This is a genomic window from Arsenicicoccus sp. oral taxon 190 (assembly GCF_001189535.1).
Taxonomy (GTDB): Bacteria; Actinomycetota; Actinomycetes; order Actinomycetales; family Dermatophilaceae; genus Arsenicicoccus.
Map to the genome: position 1 here is coordinate 1,142,037 of NZ_CP012070.1, position 15,650 is coordinate 1,157,686.

At 71.6% G+C, this 15,650-nt stretch carries 15 protein-coding genes; 10 read left to right on the top strand and 5 right to left on the bottom strand.

The annotated features are described in order from the left end of the window. Nucleotides 1-85 precede the first annotated feature (85 nt). Both rpsR and rplI read left to right on the top strand, forming a co-directional pair. Nucleotides 86-322, top strand: coding sequence for a 30S ribosomal protein S18 (rpsR, locus tag ADJ73_RS05380; RefSeq protein WP_050347401.1), 237 nt, complete (start codon nt 86-88; stop codon nt 320-322). A 22-nt stretch (nt 323-344) separates the two neighbouring features. Then, complete coding sequence (gene rplI / locus ADJ73_RS05385) at nt 345-794, top strand: 50S ribosomal protein L9 (RefSeq protein ID WP_050347402.1); 450 nt, start codon at nt 345-347, stop codon at nt 792-794. A gap of 143 nt (nt 795-937) precedes the next feature. Here rplI and ADJ73_RS05390 read toward each other — a convergent pair whose 3' ends face one another. Further along, the gene (locus ADJ73_RS05390; protein ID WP_050347403.1) at nt 938-1,675 is read right to left on the bottom strand and encodes a GntR family transcriptional regulator; all 738 of its coding nucleotides are present in this window, start codon (nt 1,673-1,675) and stop codon (nt 938-940) included. A gap of 151 nt (nt 1,676-1,826) precedes the next feature. Between ADJ73_RS05390 and ADJ73_RS05395 the strand changes: the two genes are divergently transcribed. From ADJ73_RS05395 to ADJ73_RS05405, 3 genes are read left to right on the top strand one after another with little or no spacing between them, the layout of a single operon-like run. Further along, nucleotides 1,827-2,894: a transaldolase family protein gene (locus ADJ73_RS05395; RefSeq protein WP_050347404.1), complete on the top strand. Its 1,068-nt coding sequence runs from the start codon at nt 1,827-1,829 to the stop codon at nt 2,892-2,894. A 25-nt stretch (nt 2,895-2,919) separates the two neighbouring features. Then, nucleotides 2,920-4,884, top strand: coding sequence for a 3D-(3,5/4)-trihydroxycyclohexane-1,2-dione acylhydrolase (decyclizing) (gene iolD, locus ADJ73_RS05400; protein WP_050347405.1), 1,965 nt, complete (start codon nt 2,920-2,922; stop codon nt 4,882-4,884). 9 nt (nt 4,885-4,893) lie between these two features. Beyond that, entirely contained in the window at nt 4,894-5,628 is a 735-nt protein-coding gene (locus ADJ73_RS05405) for a sulfite exporter TauE/SafE family protein (RefSeq protein ID WP_050347406.1), read from the top strand. A gap of 104 nt (nt 5,629-5,732) precedes the next feature. On the opposite strand, the gene ADJ73_RS05410 is transcribed toward ADJ73_RS05405, so the two are convergent. Then, complete coding sequence (locus tag ADJ73_RS05410; protein WP_050347407.1) at nt 5,733-6,725, bottom strand: sugar phosphate isomerase/epimerase family protein; 993 nt, start codon at nt 6,723-6,725, stop codon at nt 5,733-5,735. Between the two features lies 1 nt (nt 6,726). Then, the gene (locus tag ADJ73_RS05415; protein WP_050347408.1) at nt 6,727-7,947 is read right to left on the bottom strand and encodes a Gfo/Idh/MocA family protein; all 1,221 of its coding nucleotides are present in this window, start codon (nt 7,945-7,947) and stop codon (nt 6,727-6,729) included. 119 nt (nt 7,948-8,066) lie between these two features. Here ADJ73_RS05415 and ADJ73_RS05420 point away from each other — a divergent pair, with 119 nt between their 5' ends. Further along, nucleotides 8,067-9,053: a LacI family DNA-binding transcriptional regulator gene (locus ADJ73_RS05420; protein ID WP_050347409.1), complete on the top strand. Its 987-nt coding sequence runs from the start codon at nt 8,067-8,069 to the stop codon at nt 9,051-9,053. Nucleotides 9,054-9,198: 145 nt separating this feature from the next. Here ADJ73_RS05420 and ADJ73_RS05425 read toward each other — a convergent pair whose 3' ends face one another. Both ADJ73_RS05425 and ADJ73_RS05430 read right to left on the bottom strand, forming a co-directional pair. Next, nucleotides 9,199-10,536, bottom strand: coding sequence for a 6-phospho-beta-glucosidase (locus ADJ73_RS05425; RefSeq protein WP_050347410.1), 1,338 nt, complete (start codon nt 10,534-10,536; stop codon nt 9,199-9,201). Continuing rightward, nucleotides 10,533-11,285, bottom strand: a complete 753-nt coding sequence (locus ADJ73_RS05430) for a DeoR/GlpR family DNA-binding transcription regulator (protein ID WP_050347411.1) — start codon at nt 11,283-11,285, stop codon at nt 10,533-10,535. Before ADJ73_RS05430 ends, ADJ73_RS05425 begins: the two co-directional genes overlap by 4 nt. A gap of 139 nt (nt 11,286-11,424) precedes the next feature. Here ADJ73_RS05430 and ADJ73_RS05435 point away from each other — a divergent pair, with 139 nt between their 5' ends. The 4 genes from ADJ73_RS05435 to ADJ73_RS05450 are packed head-to-tail and all read left to right on the top strand — an operon-like array spanning nt 11,425 to nt 15,628. After that, complete coding sequence (locus ADJ73_RS05435; RefSeq protein WP_050347412.1) at nt 11,425-12,525, top strand: carbohydrate kinase family protein; 1,101 nt, start codon at nt 11,425-11,427, stop codon at nt 12,523-12,525. Nucleotides 12,526-12,551: 26 nt separating this feature from the next. Beyond that, nucleotides 12,552-13,910 carry an extracellular solute-binding protein gene (locus ADJ73_RS05440; RefSeq protein ID WP_050347413.1) on the top strand — a complete coding sequence of 453 codons (1,359 nt, stop codon included), beginning with the start codon at nt 12,552-12,554 and terminating at the stop codon, nt 13,908-13,910. Between the two features lie 3 nt (nt 13,911-13,913). Further along, a complete protein-coding gene (locus tag ADJ73_RS05445; RefSeq protein ID WP_050347414.1) occupies nt 13,914-14,831 on the top strand; it encodes a carbohydrate ABC transporter permease in 918 nt (305 codons plus the stop codon). Beyond that, the gene (locus tag ADJ73_RS05450) at nt 14,828-15,628 is read left to right on the top strand and encodes a carbohydrate ABC transporter permease (protein WP_050347415.1); all 801 of its coding nucleotides are present in this window, start codon (nt 14,828-14,830) and stop codon (nt 15,626-15,628) included. The genes ADJ73_RS05445 and ADJ73_RS05450 overlap by 4 nt, the downstream gene beginning before the upstream one ends. Nucleotides 15,629-15,650 lie beyond the last annotated feature (22 nt).

The following is a 15,650-nucleotide window of genomic DNA, read 5'->3' on the forward strand; positions in this document are numbered from 1 at the left end:
GCCCGGCATACGACATCTCATCTCTTGAAGCCGCACGTCATCGCACGCGCGGCGCCACGCATCGCACACCCCAAGGAGTCCCACAATGGCCAAGCCCGTTGTGCGCAAGCCCAAGAAGAAGGCGAACCCGCTCAAGGCCGCCAAGATCGAGAACATCGACTACAAGGACACCGCGCTGCTGCGCAAGTTCATCTCCGACCGCGGCAAGATCCGCGCGCGTCGCGTGACCGGTGTCTCCGTCCAGGAGCAGCGTCTGATCGCCCGGGCCGTCAAGAACGCCCGCGAGGTCGCGCTGCTGCCCTACTCGAGCTCTGCTCGCTGAGCCCGGGAAAGGACGCACTGACATGAAGCTCATCCTCACCAACGAGGTCACCGGCCTCGGCACCCCCGGCGACATCGTCGAGGTCAAGGACGGCTACGCCCGCAACTACCTGATGCCGCGCGGTCTGGCGACCCCGTGGACCAAGGGTGGTCAGAAGCAGGTCGAGGCGATCCAGAAGGCTCGCGTCGCCCGCGAGCACAAGTCGATCGAGGAGGCCAAGGACGCCAAGGCGCGTCTGGAGGTCAAGGCCTACAAGGTGCCGGTGAAGTCCGGCCAGGGCGGCCGCCTCTACGGCTCGGTCAACTCCGGCCAGATCGTCGACGCGATCGTCTCCGCCGGTGGCCCCCAGGTCGACCGTCGCACCCTCGAGGTCCAGGGCTCGATCCGCTCCCTCGGCGCTCACACCGCCACGGTCCGGCTCCACCCGGAGATCTCCGCGACCGTCAAGCTGGACGTCGTCGCCGCCAAGTGACGACCTGAGGTCGGCACACTCGCCTGGGTCAGCACCCCAGGTCGAGGGACCGACCAGGCTGGTCTCACGAGCCGTATGCCGACAGGCCCGGCGCCTTCCCTCGACGGGGCAGGGCGCCGGGCCTGCGGCGTGTCCGCCGTGGGCTACCAGGTGAGGGTGTTGTCGACGACGTACTGGTCGCCGCGGTAGGCGTGGTCGCCGTACTCGATGGCGGAGCCGTCGGCGGCGTAGGACTGCCACAGCACCGTGAGCACGGCGTCGGCGCGGGTCAGCTGGAGCTGCCGGCGCTCGGTGAGGGTGGCCAGGCGGGCGCCGAGCCGCTGCCGGGCGCGGTCCGGGACGACGCCCCGCTCGGCGAGGAGGGCGTAGAGGCCCCGCTCGGTCAGCTCCGACGCCGTGAGCGTCGCCAGCTGGGGCGGCAGCCAGGAGCGCAGCACCACGAGCGGGCGGCCGTCGGACCAGCGCACCCGCTCGAGGTAGACCAGCGGGGTGCGGGGGTCCAGCCCGAGCGCCGTGGCCGCGACCGTGTTGCGGCGCGCCGGGGTCAGCCGCGCCACGTGCGTGGTGGGTCGGCGGCCGGTGCGGTCGAGCTCGGCATACAGGGGGGTGAGGTCGTCGCGCTGGTGCACGACGGGAGAGGCGACGCGGGTGCCGATGCCGCGGTGACGCACCAGGAGCCCGTCGGCCGCGAGCTGGGCGATCGCCTTGCGGACCGTGGGGCGCGACACGTGCAGCCGCGCGGCGAGCGACAGCTCGTTCTCGAAGGGGTCGCCGGGCCGCAGCACGCCGTCGTCGATGGCCGCCCGGAGCTGGGCGGCGAGCTGGTCGTAGAGCGGGACCGAGGAGGCCCGGTCCAGACTCACGGGCAACGCGGTCGGCACCAGGGCAATCTAGCGGACCGCATCCCCGTCACGAGCCCCGAACATGCACATGTCTAATTGTCAGGACATTAGGTTGACAGGGTTGTGTCGCCGGGACTTGAATGGTCCGGAACCCCCGTCCGCGCACGCCGACGTGCTCTGGAGGCACAGCATGACCACCAACCTCAACGCCATGGTCGAGAGCAACCCGACCACGGTCCTGTGGAACGACTCCGCCGACCCGGTCGAGCTCAAGCAGTCCATCGAGTACGGCGCGGTGGGGGCCACCTGCAACCCCGTCATCGCGGTCACCTGCATCAAGGCCGACCTGCCGCGGTGGAGCGCCCGGATCCGCGAGCTGGACGAGGAGATGCCCGAGGCGACCGAGTCCGAGATCGGGTGGAAGGTCGTGGAGGAGCTGTCGATCGACGCGGCCAAGCTGCTGGAGCCGGCTTTCGAGAGGTATGCCGGGCGCAACGGCCGCCTCTCGATGCAGACGGATCCGCGCCTCGCCCGCAGCGCGGCCAAGCTCGCGGACCAGGCGGAGCACTTCAACGGGCTCGCCGACAACATCATCGTCAAGATCCCCGCCACCCGCCGCGGCATCGAGGCGATCGAGGAGGCGACCTATCGCGGGGTCAACATCAACGTGACGGTCTCCTTCACGGTCCCGCAGGCCGTCGCCGCCGGCGAGGCCATCGAGCGGGGGCTGAGGCGGCGCGAGGCCGAGGGTCGCAGCGTCGAGGGCATGGCCCCGGTCGTCACCATCATGTGCGGTCGCCTCGACGACTGGCTCAAGGACTCCGTGAAGGCCGAGGGCATCGACATCGACCCCGAGCACCTCGAGTGGGCCGGGATCGCGGCGTTCAAGAAGGCCTACGGCATCTTCCAGGAGCGCGGCCTGCGCGCCCGGCTGCTGTCGGCGGCCTTCCGCAACACCCGGCAGCTGTCGGAGCTCGTCGGCGGCGACATCGTGATCTCGCCGCCCTTCGCGTGGCAGCAGAAGATCGTCGACTCTGGGGCCGAGCTGCCGGAGCGCATGAGCGCCCCGGTCGACCAGGCGATCGTCGACGAGCTCTACGCCAAGGTGCCGGAGTTCCGCCGCGCCTACGACGTCGACGGGATGACCCCGGAGGAGTTCGACTCCTTCGGCGCGACCCGCAAGACGCTGCGCCAGTTCCTCGCCGCCGACGAGGAGCTCGACCAGGTCGTGCGTGACATCCTCGTCCCGGCACCCTGACGCGACCACACCGAGGAGGACGACGATGACCTCGACCTACCCGTATGCCGCAGCGCCCACCGTGCGGCTCACCGTCGCCCAGGCGGTGGTGCGCTTCCTGGCCAACCAGTGGTCCGAGCGGGACGGCCACGAGCAGCGGCTGATCGCCGGCTGCTTCGGCATCTTCGGCCACGGCAACGTGGCAGGGGTGGGGCAGGCGCTGCTGCAGGATCAGGTCTCAGCCGACGCCGACGGGTCTGCGGGCGACGAGGGGGACACCGACGGCGCGGCCCAGCACCTGCCCTACTACCTGGCCCGCAACGAGCAGGGTGCCGTCCACGCGGCCTCGGCCTACGCCAAGACCAAGGACCGCCTGCAGACCCTGGCGGTCACGACCTCCATCGGGCCGGGCGCCACCAACATGGTGACCGGCGCAGCGCTGGCCACCACCAACCGGCTGCCGGTGCTGCTGCTGCCGTCCGACCAGTTCGCGACGCGCTACCCCGACCCGGTGCTGCAGCAGCTCGAGGACCCGCGCAGCCTGGACGTCTCCGTCAATGACGCGTTCAAGCCGGTCAGCAGGTTCTGGGATCGGATCAACCGGCCCGAGCAGCTGATCCCCAGCCTGCTCGCTGCGATGCGGGTGCTCACCGACCCCGCCGAGACCGGTGCCGTCACGATCTGCCTGCCGCAGGACGTGCAGGCCGAGGCCTTCGACTGGCCCACCGAGCTCTTCGCCAAGCGGGTGTGGCACGTCGCGCGCCCCGTGCCCGAGCCGGCCGCGCTGCAGCGCGCCGTCGCGGCTATCAAGTCCGCCGAGCGGCCGCTGCTCGTCGCGGGCGGCGGCGTGATCTACAGCGGGGCGAGCGAGGCGCTGCGGGCCTTCGCCACCGCGACCGGCATCCCCGTCGCCGACACCCAGGCCGGCAAGGGCGCCATCAACTGGGACCACCCGTTGTCGGTCGGCGGGGTTGGTTCCACGGGAAACAGTGCCGCCAACACTCTCGCGCGTGAGGCCGACCTGGTGATCGGGGTGGGGACGCGCTACAGCGACTTCACGACGGCTTCGCACACCGTATTCGCCTCTCCTGACGTGCGATTCGTCAACGTCAACGTCTTGCCCTTCGACGCCGCCAAGCACAGCGCGACGATGGTCGTGGCCGACGCCCGCGAGGCGCTGACCGCGCTCCAGGGGGCGCTCGAGGGCTGGACCACGGGGGCGGCATACCAGCAGCGCGCCGCCGACCTGTGGGCCGAGTGGGACCGGGTGATCGACGAGTGCTACCACCGCGACCACCAGCCGCTCCCCGCGCAGACCGAGGTCTTCGGCGCGCTCAACGAGCTGATGGGCGACCGGGACGTCGTCATCAACGCCGCCGGCTCGATGCCCGGTGACCTGCAGGCCCTGTGGCGTGCGCGCACCCCCGAGCAGTACCACCTGGAGTACGCCTACTCCTGCATGGGCTACGAGATCCCCGCCGCGATGGGCGTGCGGCTCGCGCTCGACAGCGACGGCCACGAGGACCGTCAGGTGGTGGCGATCGTCGGCGACGGGACCTACCAGATGATGCCGATGGAGCTCGCGACCATCGTGTCCGAGGGGCTCAAGGTCATCGTCGTCCTCCTGCAGAACCACGGCTTCGCCTCGATCGGGGCGCTCTCGGAGTCCCGCGGGTCGCAGCGCTTCGGCACGAGGTACCGCATGCGCAACCCCGAGTCGGGGCGCCTCGATGGTGCGAACGTCCCCTTCGACCTCGCCGCCAACGCCGCCTCCTGGGGCGCGGACGTGCTGCGCTGCACCGGGATCGAGGAGTTCCGCGCCCACTACGCGACGGCGGCGGCGTCCGACCGCCCGACGGTCCTCTACATCGAGACGGACCTGACCGGCCCCAACCCCCCCGGCCACGCCTGGTGGGACGTGCCGGTGTCGGAGGTGTCCGAGCTCGAGTCTACGCAGCGGGCCCACGCCGAGTACGCCGAGGAGAAGAAGGCCCAGCGCCACCACCTCTGAGGAGGCCGTATGCCGCAGCTCAGCCTCCTCGCCTGGTCCTTGCTCGTGGGGGGCGCCCTGGTCGTCGGCTTCTCCAAGACGGCGATCGGGGGCGCCGCGATGGTGGCGGTCGGCCTCTTCGCGATGGCGCTGCCCGCCAAGGAGTCCACCGGGACGCTGCTGCTGCTCCTGCTGGTCGGTGACATGGTCGCGACGTGGGCCTACCGGCATACGGTCGATCGAGGTCTGCTGGTGCGGCTCGTGCTGCCCGTCCTCGTGGGCGTCGGTCTCGGGGTGGGTTTCCTCGCGCTCGTCGACGACCGGGTGCTGCGTCGCACGATCGGGGCGATCCTGCTGGTGCTGCTGGGGATCCAGCTGGCCGCCGCGCGACGACCGTTGTCGGGCACAGGTTCTCGTGCCAGCGGCCGGGCGTATGGAGCGCTCGCCGGCTTCACGACCATGGTGGCCAACGCCGGCGGACCGGCCATGAATCTGTATCTCCTGCGCGAGAGCTACGAGAAGTGGACCTTCCTCGGCACGACCGCCTGGTTCTTCGTCGCCGTCAACGTGGTCAAGCTGCCGTTCATGGTGGGGCTGGGGCTGGTCACCGCGCGGGGCCTGGTGCTGCTGCCGCTGCTCGCGCCCGTCGTGCTGCTGGGCGCGTGGGTGGGGCGGCGGGTGGTGGCGCGCATCGACCAGGTGTGGTTCGCGCGGGTCGTGACGGCCTGCGTCGCGCTGAGCGCGCTGCAGCTGACCCTCCTGTGACCCTGACCGTGACCGCGACCGCGGCCCCACCCCCCTGCGATCGTGGTCGGTTGTGGTTCCCAGGGCGCCCAGGGCGTCCACGATCGCGGGGATGGAGGCGGTGGTCAGAGGCGGGCGGCGGCGTCGAGGAGGGCGGTGGCCGCCATACGCAGCCCGTCCATGGTCGACATGGCGGCGTCCTCGTGCTCGATGTTGATCACCATGTCCTCGTCGACCTCGCGCAGCGCCCGCAGCACCTCGACCCAGTAGTCGACGCCGTGCCCGGCCCCGACGGCCACGAACCGCCACGCCGGGTCCTGCGGCCACGAGGCGCACCAGTGGTGGTAGCCCACCGGCACCCGGCCGTCCGCGTCGGCGGGGACGGGGGTGAAGTCGACGTCCAGGACGCCCTTGGTCCGCACGCCGTCGCAGATCTGGATGTCCTTGGCGGCGGCGAAGAAGATGCGGTCGCCGAGCGTGCGGATGACCGTCGGCACGTCCATCTGCTGCCACATGAGGTGCGAGGTGTCCATCTCCACACCGATGTTGGTGGCGCCGGTCTCCTCCAGCAGGCGCTGATAGGTCGTGGTGTTGAAGACCAGGTTGCGCGGGTGCAGCTCGAGCGCGACGCGGACGTCGTGGTCGCGGGCGTAGGCGTCCATCTCGCGCCAGAAGCTCACCGCGATCGGCCACTGGTGGGCGAGGATCTCCTGGTCCTGACCGTGCCAGGCGTTGACGACCCAGGTCGGCAGGGTCGCGCCGGGCTCCGCGCCGGGCAGCCCGGACATCGTGATGACGTGCCGGACCCCGAGCAGCGCGGCCAGCTCGATCGACCGGCGCACGTCCGACGCGTGCTTGGGCCCGTCGGAGGCGTTGGGGGACAACGGGTTGCCGTTGCAGTTGAGGGCGGTCAGCTCCATGCCGCGCTCGGCATACAGCCCGAGGTAGTCGTCGCGGGCCGACGCGGAGGAGAGCAGCCCGTCGACGGGCAGGTGCGGGGTGGGGATGAATCCGCCCGAATTGACCTCCACCGAGGTCAGCCCGAGGTCGCGCAGCGTGTCGAGCATCTCGGGGACGGACCGGTCGGCCAGGCAGGCGGTGTAGGCGCCGAACTTCATGTCAGAGCTCGCTTCCGGGGGTGGGGAGGGCGACGGCGGCGCCGCCCGACTCGTGGGAGCGCACGACGGCGTCGACGACGAGCATCGTGCGGTAGGCGTCGGTGAAGGACGCGTTGGGCGGCGTGCCGCCGTCGATCCCCGCGACCTGGTCGAGGAAGGCGCGGCACTCGTAGGCGAACATCTCGGCGTTGCCGCCGCCGTTGCCGGCCGCCTGCATCGGGTAGCCGCCGGCGAAGTAGGGCAGGTCGGGCCCGGCGATGATCTGCCGGGCGCCGCGGGTGGCGCGGGTGGGCTGCTCGTCGTCGAAGGTGTACTCGGCCGGGCGGTGCCAGTCGACGGCCGCGCGTCCCTGCAGGCCGTAGACCTCGAGCCGCAGCCCGTTGGGCATCCCGAAGGCCGTGCGGGAGCAGGCGAAGGTCGCAGCCGCCCCGCCGGCGAACCGCGCCGTGAAGGTCGCCGTGTCCTCGTTGGTCACCGGCCCGGTCTCGTCGGACACGGGCGCGGCGCGGTGCCCGACGACGAATCCCGTCGGCTTCGGCCGCTCGCCGATCAGGGTCGTCAGCTGGCCGCCGGCGACGGACTCGATGGGTCCGCAGACAAGCTCGGCGAGGTCGATGAGGTGCGCCCCGACGTCGGCGAGCGCCCCGCTCCCCAGCGGCCCGGTGAAGCGCCAGGTCAGCGGCCCGCGCGGGTCGCACGCGTAGTCGCAGTCGTAGCGGCCCTCCACCAGCGACAGCGGGCCGAGGTCGCCGTCGGCGACGTGCTGGGCGACGCGGGCCATCGCGGGGTTGCGGCGATAGGTGAAACCGACCCCGGTCACGACCCCGGCCTCGCGGGCGGCGCCCTGCTCGAGCTCGGCCATCGCGCGCCCGTCCTCGAGGGTGCCGGCGAGCGGCTTCTCGCAGAAGACGTGCTTGCCGGCGCGCACCAGCGCCTCCGCGATGGGCCGGTGCAGGTCGTTGCCGACGACGACCGAGACGACGTCGATGGTGGGGTCGTCGACGATCTCCTGCCAGCTGCCGACGGCCCGCTCGTAGCCGTAGCGCCGCGCGCAGTCCTCGGCCAGCGGGAGGTTGACGTCGGCGACGGCGGCGAGCCGCACCGGGGGCAGCCCCTCCAGGTCGAACACCGTGGTGGCCATGCGCCACCCGTTGGCGTGGCTACGGCCCGCCATACCCGCGCCGATGACGGCGACGGACAGCGGCGTGGTGGGGTCGCTCATGGGATGCCTCCTCGCATCGTGACGCCTGAGCCGGAACGTTCCGGTGCATCGAAACTAGAACGTTCCGGTTACGCTGTCAACGCCCGATCCGAGAGTGACCCGGGCGAGAGGAGAGCCGTATGCCGCCCGCCCGGGTCACCATCCGCGACCTCGCCCGCGAGACGGGGCTGTCGGTCTCGTCGGTGTCGGTGGCGCTGCGCGGCGACCCCGGGGTGTCGGCCCGCAGCCGCGAGGTGGTGCAGGAGGCCGCCGCGCGGCTGGGCTACCGCCCCGACCGTCGCGCCCAGGGGCTGCGCGAGCACCGCTCGCACCTGGTCGGCGTGACCTTCTGGCTGCACCAGACCTTCCACGCAACCCTGGTCGAGGAGCTGTATGCCGCCGTCGCGCCCACCCGCTACGACCTGGTGCTCAGCGGGACCACGGCGGCCCGGTCGGTCACCGACGCGATCGAGAGCCTGCGCCACGACCGGTGCGACGCGATCGTGCTGATCAGCCCGCAGCTGACCGGCGCCGAGCTGGCCGCGCTGGGGGAGCGGCTGCCGACCGTGGTCGTCGGGTCGGACCTCGAGGCGGCCGGCGTGGACACGGTGCGGGCCGACGACCACCTCGGCATGCGGCTCGTCGTCGACCACCTCGTGCGGCTCGGCCACGAGCGGGTCTGCTTCGTCGACGGCGGTGACGCGGTGATGAGCGAGGCGCGGCGGCGCGGCTACCTGGACGCGGCGCGGGCCCACGGGCTGGCGACCGACGTCATCGCCGGCTACCCGAGCGAGGAGTCCGGTGTGCGGGCCGCCGAGCAGCTGCTGGCCCGGGCCCCGGCGGACCGCCCGACCGCCGTGGTCGCGCACAACGACATGGTGGCGACGGGGGTGCTGCTGACCCTGCGTGCCGAGGGCGTCCGGGTGCCGCAGGAGGTCAGCGTGGTGGGCTACGACGACTCGCGCCTTGCCTCGCTCGCCACGGTGGACCTCACGACCGTGTCGCAGGAGCCACGCCGGCTCGCGCAGGAGGCGTTGCGGCTGGCGACGACCCGGGCGGAGGGTGCGCCGGCCGGTGGGGCGCCGGTGGTGGTGGCCCCGCGGCTCGTCATACGCAGCACGACCTGATCCGCAGCTCACCCACCATTCCCCGCCCTCCCGCCGACGGGACCACCTCTCCCGCCAACGTGGACCCTTTTGGTCGCCCAGGCGCCCAGACCGACCACGATCTCGGGAGAGGAAGGGGGAGAGGGCGGGGGAGGGAAGGGGAGGGTCAGCGGAACACGGCGTCCAGCGCGGGGATCCGCTCCCGGTAGCCGGTCAGCAGCAGCCGTGCCGTGGTCACCGAGTCGACCAGCGGGTGCAGCGCCAGGGCCTCCAGGGCGAGCCGCTCGGACCCTTCCTGCGCGGCGCGGATCGTCAGCGTCTCGACGGCCTTGACCTGCTGGACGAGCCCGAGCGGGTGCCCGGTGAGGGGCACGGCCGACAGCGGCTGCGGCCCGGTCGCGTCGACCACGCACGGCACCTCGACGACGGCGTCGGCGGCCAGCCCCGGCACGGCGCTGCCGTTGCGCACGTTGAGCAGCATGGACGCGCGCTCGTTGCGCGCGATCGCCGCCATCAGCGCGAGCGCCACACCCTCGTAGCCGCCGCCCGCGACGTCCGCGGCGTCGCGCTCCTCACCCTCGGAGCGCGCCTCGGCCATGTAGGTCTCGTCCCGCGCCCGCCGGGTCTGCACCCACAGGTCGTGCGCCCGCTCGGGCGCGTCGCCCACGGCGCGGTAGAAGTCGGCCTGCGAGCGCAGGAGGTACTCGCCGCGGGTCTCGGCGGACCCACGGATCCCGGCGATCGCCTCGCGGGTGAAGTAGTAGTAGTAGAGGTACTCGTTGGGGATGGCGCCGATGGTCTGCAGCCACTCGGGGCCGAAGAGGCGTCCCTCCTCGGTGGTCAGCAGCAGGTCGGGGCGAGCGAGCAGCTCCGGCAAGTGATCTCGGCCATCGGCCACCAGGGTCTGCAGCCAGCCAAGGTGATTCAGCCCCGAGTAGCCGAATCGCGTTGCGTCCAGGTGCAGCCCGAGCGCGTGGGCCGCGCGGCGCCCGAGGCCGAGGGGCGAGTCGCAGATCCCCATGACGCGGTCGCCGAGGACGGTCTGCATGGCCTGGGTGATCATCCCGGCCGGGTTGGTGAAGTTGATGAACCACGCCTCGGGCGCCAGCCGGGCGACGCGGCGGGCGATGTCGAGCGCGACGGGCAGCGTCCGCAGGCCGTAGGCCAGGCCTCCGGGCCCGGTCGTCTCCTGCCCGAGCACGCCGAGGTCGAGGGCGACACGCTCGTCGCAGGTGCGGCCCTCGAGCCCGCCGACCCGGATCGCGGAGAAGACGAAGTCGGTCCCGTCCAGCGCCTCGTCGAGCACGGTGGTGGCGCTGACGCGGGGCGCCCCCGGGTGGCCGGCGGCCATCTGCCGCAGGACGTGGTCGATCACGCCGAGCCGACGCTCGTCGACGTCGTGCAGCACCAGCTCGTCGACGCGCTGCTCGTGGGTGTCGCCCAGCAGCGCGCCGTAGACCAGGGGGACCCGGAATCCCCCACCGCCCAGGATGGTCAGCCTCATGCCGTGATCACCTCCGTGCCCAGCTCCGCGAGCGCGGAGCAGATCTGTGGGTCGGCCCTGTCGTCGGTGACGAGGGTCCGTATGTCGCCCGCCCCGCACACCCGCAGCGTGCCGTGGCCGGGGAGCTTGGTGTGGTCGGCGAGCAGCACGACGTGCTCGGCGCTCGCGATCATGGCGCGCTTGACCGGGACCTCCACGAGGGTCGTGTCCAGGACGTCGCCGGCGGCGGTGATGCCGCTGGTCCCGAGGAAGGCGCGGGTGACGCGCACCTGCCGCAGCGTGTCCTCGGTGAGCACGCCGACGAGGGAGTGGTAGGTGCGGCGCACGATGCCGCCGAGCAGGATCAGCTCGACGTGGCGGTCGTGGCGGAGCTCGTCGAGCACCGCGAGGCTCGAGGTGACGACGGTGATGTGGCGGCCGCGCAGCTCGCGGGCCAGCAGCATCGTGGTGGTGCCGATGTCGAGCAGGACCACGTCACCGTCGACGACGAGACGTGCGGCGCGGGCGGCGATGGCCTCCTTGTGCCGCTGCTCGTGGGTGGCCACCCGCTCGAAGGGGACCGGCTCGTCGCTGTCGACGTCGGGGGGCAGGCTAGCGCCGCCGTGGACCCGCAGCACCTGGCCGGCGCACTCGAGCTCGTGCAGGTCGCGGCGGATCGTGGCGTGGCTGGCGCCGAGCCGGGCCGCGAGGTCGTCGACGCTGGTCAACCCGTGGGCGCGCAGGTGGGCGAGCACCGCGGCCTGACGCATGGGCTTCACGATGCTCAGCCTAGCAATCACAAACGCTCAAGGCCACGCAATCATGATCGTTGCATGAGCGTTATTGCTTGCGCTTCGTGACGTACGGGACGATCATGACTGCATCACGACGAGGTGAGGAAGGCTCTCGGTGACTCCGACAACGTTCGACCCGCTGGCAGGGCTGCGCCGTCCGGGCGACCCCGAGGTCGACGTGATGCTGCACGGCATGGTCTTCCTCGACATCATCTTCAGCGGGCTCACCCGCATCCCCTCCGGGGGCGAGGAGATCTGGGCCGACGGGATGGGCTCGTGCCCCGGCGGGGTCGCCAACCTCGCGGTCGCGACCGCCCGGCTCGGCCTGCGGACCTCGCTGGCGGCGGCCTTCGGCGACGACGACTACGGCGACTTCTGCTGGCGGACCCTGGCCGAGCAGGAGGGCATCGACCTGTCCTGCTCCCGCCGGTTCGAGCACTGGCACTCCCCGGTCACCGTCTCCATCTCCCACGAGGGCGACCGGCGCATGATCACCCACGGCCACGAGTCCCCCGTCTCCGCCTCCGCGCTCATCGGCACCCCGCCGCGCAGCCGCGCCGTCCTCTTCGACCTCGTGCCCAGCGACCAGAGCGAGGAGCTGGCGTGGATCGACGCGGCCCACGACCAGGGGTCGCTGCTCTTCGCCGACGTCGGCTTCGACGGGACCGGTCGCTGGGACCCGCAGGTCCTCGAGCCGCTGGCCCACTGCCACGCCTTCACCCCCAACGCCGTCGAGGCGATGGCCTACACCCGCACCGACACGGCATACGACGCGCTCTATGCCCTCGCGGACCGGGTGCCGCTCGCGGTGGTGACCAACGGCTCCCACGGCGCCCTCGCGGTCGACAGCTCGACCGGCGAGGAGGCCACCGTGCCCGCGCTGCGCGTCGACTCGATCGACCCGACCGGCGCCGGCGACGTCTTCTGCGCCGCGCTGTCCCTCGGCACGCTCGCCGGGTGGCCGCTCGAGCACCGGCTGTCCTTCGGGGCGCTGTGCTCGGCGCTCGCGGTGCAGCAGTTCGGCGGGTCCCTCGCCGCCCCCGGGTGGGGCGACATCGCCGACTGGTGGCAGCTGCAGCGCAGGTCCAGCGCGCCGACGGCCCTGCACCGCGCGGTGCTGCGACGCTACGAGTTCCTCGACGACCTGGTCCCCGAGGTGCCCCCAGGGGCGGTGCGCCGCGCAGCCGCCACGATCGCTCGACGGTCCGACGTGTGACCGCCGCCGCCCGCAAAGGAGTCAACATGAACCGCACAGCAGTCCCCGCGCTCGTCGTGGTCGTCGGGATGGGCCTGGCCGCCTGCGCGCCCGGGTCGTCCTCCTCGGGTGGCTCCTCGGCCTCCGCGACGGACCGATCGGTCAAGACCGACGCCGCCCAGCTCGGCGACGTGACCCTGACGCTGTGGGACCAGGAGGTCCGCGGCGGCGGCAACGCCCAGCTCACCAAGAACATCGCGAGCTTCCAGGAGAAGTACCCCAACATCAAGATCAAGCGGGTCTCGCGCTCCTTCGACGACCTGGTCAAGACGCTGCGGCTGGCGCTGACCGGCAACGACGCGCCCGACATCGTGCAGGCCAACAACACCCGCTCCCAGATGGGGCAGTTCGTCAAGGCCGGGCAGCTGGTGCCGCTCGACCCGTGGATGAAGTCCTACGGGTGGGACAAGCGCTACAGCCAGTCGCTGCGGTCGGTGGTGTCCTACTCGCCCGACGGCAAGACCTTCGGGTCCGGCAACCTCTACGGCCTGCCGCAGGTCGGCGAGGTCGTCGGGGTCTACGTCAACAAGGACAAGCTCGCCAAGGCCGGGCTGCAGCCGCCGACGGACTGGGCGTCCTTCGAGTCCTCGCTCGCGGCGCTGAAGGCCAAGGGTGAGGTGCCGCTGATGCTCGGCAACCTCGACAAGTGGCCGGCGGTGCACGTCTTCGGGGTGCTGCAGGGGCAGTACGCCAAGCCCGACGAGATCCGCAAGCTCGGCTTCGGCAACCCGGGGGCGTCCTACACCTCCGAGGGCAACAAGCAGGCCGCCGGCAAGCTCGTGGAGTGGGTCGACAAGGGCTACTTCAACCAGGGCTTCAACGGCCAGGGCTACGACCCGGCGTGGCAGGCCTTCACCAAGGGGCAGGGCACCTACCTGATCGCCGGGACCTGGCTGCAGGCCGACATCTCCAAGGCGATGGGCGACAAGGTGTCCTTCATGCTCCCGCCGCCCGCGAAGGCCGGCGACAAGACCTACACCACCGGCGCGTCCGGGCAGCCCTTCGCGATCACCAGCAAGGCCAAGAACCCTGACGCCGCAGCGGCGTTCATCAACTTCATCACCAGCCCCGACGCGATGAAGGTGATCGCCGAGACCGAGAACCTCCCGGTGGTCGACACCGCGCAGCAGAAGGCCCCGAACCCCCTCGGCCAGCAGGTCTTCACGGCGTTCGCGACCACCACGTCCTCGGACGGGCTGCTGCCCTACCTCGACTGGGCGACCCCGACCATGAGCGACACCATCGGGGCGGCGCTGCAGGACCTGCTCGCCAAGAAGGCGACCCCGGAGCAGACGCTGGACAAGCTGCAGAAGGACTACGGCGACTTCACCGGCGGCAAGGGCTGACCGATGAGCACGAGCACCCGCAGCCCGAGGCTCTCCCGCCGGTCCGGTGGTCCCCCGGGCGAGCCTCGGGCGATCGGGTGGGCGTATGCCGCCCCCGCGCTGCTGGTCTATGGCGCCTTCCTGCTCTACCCGTTGCTGCGCTCGGTGCAGATCTCCTTCTACGACTGGGACGGCCTGACGCTCGGCGCCTGGGTGGGCCTCGGCAACTACAGCAAGGTCGTGCAGGACGAGGGGCTGCGCGCCGCCTTCGGGCACGCCCTGGTCCTGATGCTCTTCTTCGCGGTCGTGCCGCTCGTCGTCGGGCTGCTGCTCGCGGCGGTGCTGGGGCGGGCTCGGGTGCGGGGGCTGACCTTCTTCCGCACCGTCGTCTTCCTGCCGCAGGTCGTGGCCATGGTCGTCGTGGCGGTCGCGTGGCGGCGCATCTACGCCCCCGAGGGCACCCTCAACTCGGTGCTGCGGGCGGTGGGGCTGGACGGGCTCACCCGGGCGTGGCTCGGTGACTACGCGCTCGCGCTTCCGGCCGTCGGCTTCGTCGGCACGTGGTTCGAGACCGGGCTGGTCACGGTGCTGATGCTCGGCGGGATGGGGCAGATCGACCGGACGCTCTACGAGGCGGCGCGCCTCGACGGCGCCGGCCCGGTGCGGGAGTTCTTCGCGATCACCCTGCCCGCGCTGCGGGGGGAGGTCTCGGTGGCGCTGACGCTGACCGTGATCGCGGCGCTGAAGACCTTCGACCTGGTCTACGTGACGACCCGCGGCGGCCCCGGCAACCAGACCTCGGTGCCCTCCTACGAGGTCTACCACCGGGCCTTCGAGACCGGCCAGGTCGGCCTGGCCTGCGCGATCGGGGTCACCCTGACCATCGTCGTCTTCGCGATCTCCTTCCTCATCACCCGGTTCGTGGAGCGGAGGGACGCATGAGGATCAGCCGCGGCGAGCAGCTCGCCAACTACCTCATCCTCGGGGTCTTCGCGCTCTTCGCGCTCTACCCGATCCTCACCGTGGTGGTGGGGGCCTTCGGTCGCGACCCGGGGTCGCCCGGGGGCGTCGCCAACTTCGGGGCCGCCTGGGAGCAGGGGCACTTCGCGACGCTGATGCGCACCAGCGTGCTCGTGTCGGCGCTGGTGCTGCTCATCGCGACGCCGCTGTCGATCATGGCCGGCTACGCCCTGGGCGCGTTGCGCTTCCGGGGCCAGAGCGTGCTGTTCTACGTCTTCCTGCTCGGCATCATGATGCCGGCGGAGGCGATCATCGTGCCGCTCTACTACGACCTGCAGAGCCTCGGGATGACCAACACGATCTGGGCGATCGTGCTGCCCCAGGTCGCGCAGTCGATCGCCTTCGGGACCTTCTGGCTGCGCACCTACTTCCGCGCGTCCAGCCGCTCGGTCGTCGAGGCGGCCCGCCTCGACGGCGCCAGCAGCTGGCAGACGCTGTGGCAGGTGCTGGTGCCGCTGGCGCGCCCCGCCATCACCACCCTGCTGGTGCTGACCTTCATGTGGACCTGGAACGAGTTCCTGATCCCGCTGGTCATGGCCAACGTCGACGAGCTGCGCACCGCGCCGCTCGGGCTGGCCTTCTTCCAGGGTCAGTACACCCAGGGCTTCACCCTCCTGGCCGCCGGTGCCGTGCTCGTGGCCCTGCCGGTGGTCATCGTCTACCTCTTCCTGCAACGCCACTTCATCGCCGGGATGCTCGAGGGCGCCGTCCGCGAGTAGTCCGGCTCCAACCCCCAGAAGG

Excerpts from the sequence above, each read along its gene's own strand:
- ADJ73_RS05430 (WP_050347411.1), bottom strand. The coding sequence starts at position 11,285 with ATGCGTCAGGCCGCGGTGCTCGCCCACCTGCGCGCCCACGGGTTGACC.
- ADJ73_RS05450 (WP_050347415.1), top strand. The coding sequence starts at position 14,828 with ATGAGGATCAGCCGCGGCGAGCAGCTCGCCAACTACCTCATCCTCGGG.
- ADJ73_RS05410 (WP_050347407.1), bottom strand. The coding sequence starts at position 6,725 with ATGAAGTTCGGCGCCTACACCGCCTGCCTGGCCGACCGGTCCGTCCCC.
- ADJ73_RS05405 (WP_050347406.1), top strand. The coding sequence starts at position 4,894 with ATGCCGCAGCTCAGCCTCCTCGCCTGGTCCTTGCTCGTGGGGGGCGCC.
- rpsR (WP_050347401.1), top strand. The coding sequence starts at position 86 with ATGGCCAAGCCCGTTGTGCGCAAGCCCAAGAAGAAGGCGAACCCGCTC.
- ADJ73_RS05395 (WP_050347404.1), top strand. The coding sequence starts at position 1,827 with ATGACCACCAACCTCAACGCCATGGTCGAGAGCAACCCGACCACGGTC.
- rplI (WP_050347402.1), top strand. The coding sequence starts at position 345 with ATGAAGCTCATCCTCACCAACGAGGTCACCGGCCTCGGCACCCCCGGC.
- iolD (WP_050347405.1), top strand. The coding sequence starts at position 2,920 with ATGACCTCGACCTACCCGTATGCCGCAGCGCCCACCGTGCGGCTCACC.
- ADJ73_RS05425 (WP_050347410.1), bottom strand. The coding sequence starts at position 10,536 with ATGAGGCTGACCATCCTGGGCGGTGGGGGATTCCGGGTCCCCCTGGTC.
- ADJ73_RS05440 (WP_050347413.1), top strand. The coding sequence starts at position 12,552 with ATGAACCGCACAGCAGTCCCCGCGCTCGTCGTGGTCGTCGGGATGGGC.
- ADJ73_RS05445 (WP_050347414.1), top strand. The coding sequence starts at position 13,914 with ATGAGCACGAGCACCCGCAGCCCGAGGCTCTCCCGCCGGTCCGGTGGT.
- ADJ73_RS05420 (WP_050347409.1), top strand. The coding sequence starts at position 8,067 with ATGCCGCCCGCCCGGGTCACCATCCGCGACCTCGCCCGCGAGACGGGG.
- ADJ73_RS05415 (WP_050347408.1), bottom strand. The coding sequence starts at position 7,947 with ATGAGCGACCCCACCACGCCGCTGTCCGTCGCCGTCATCGGCGCGGGT.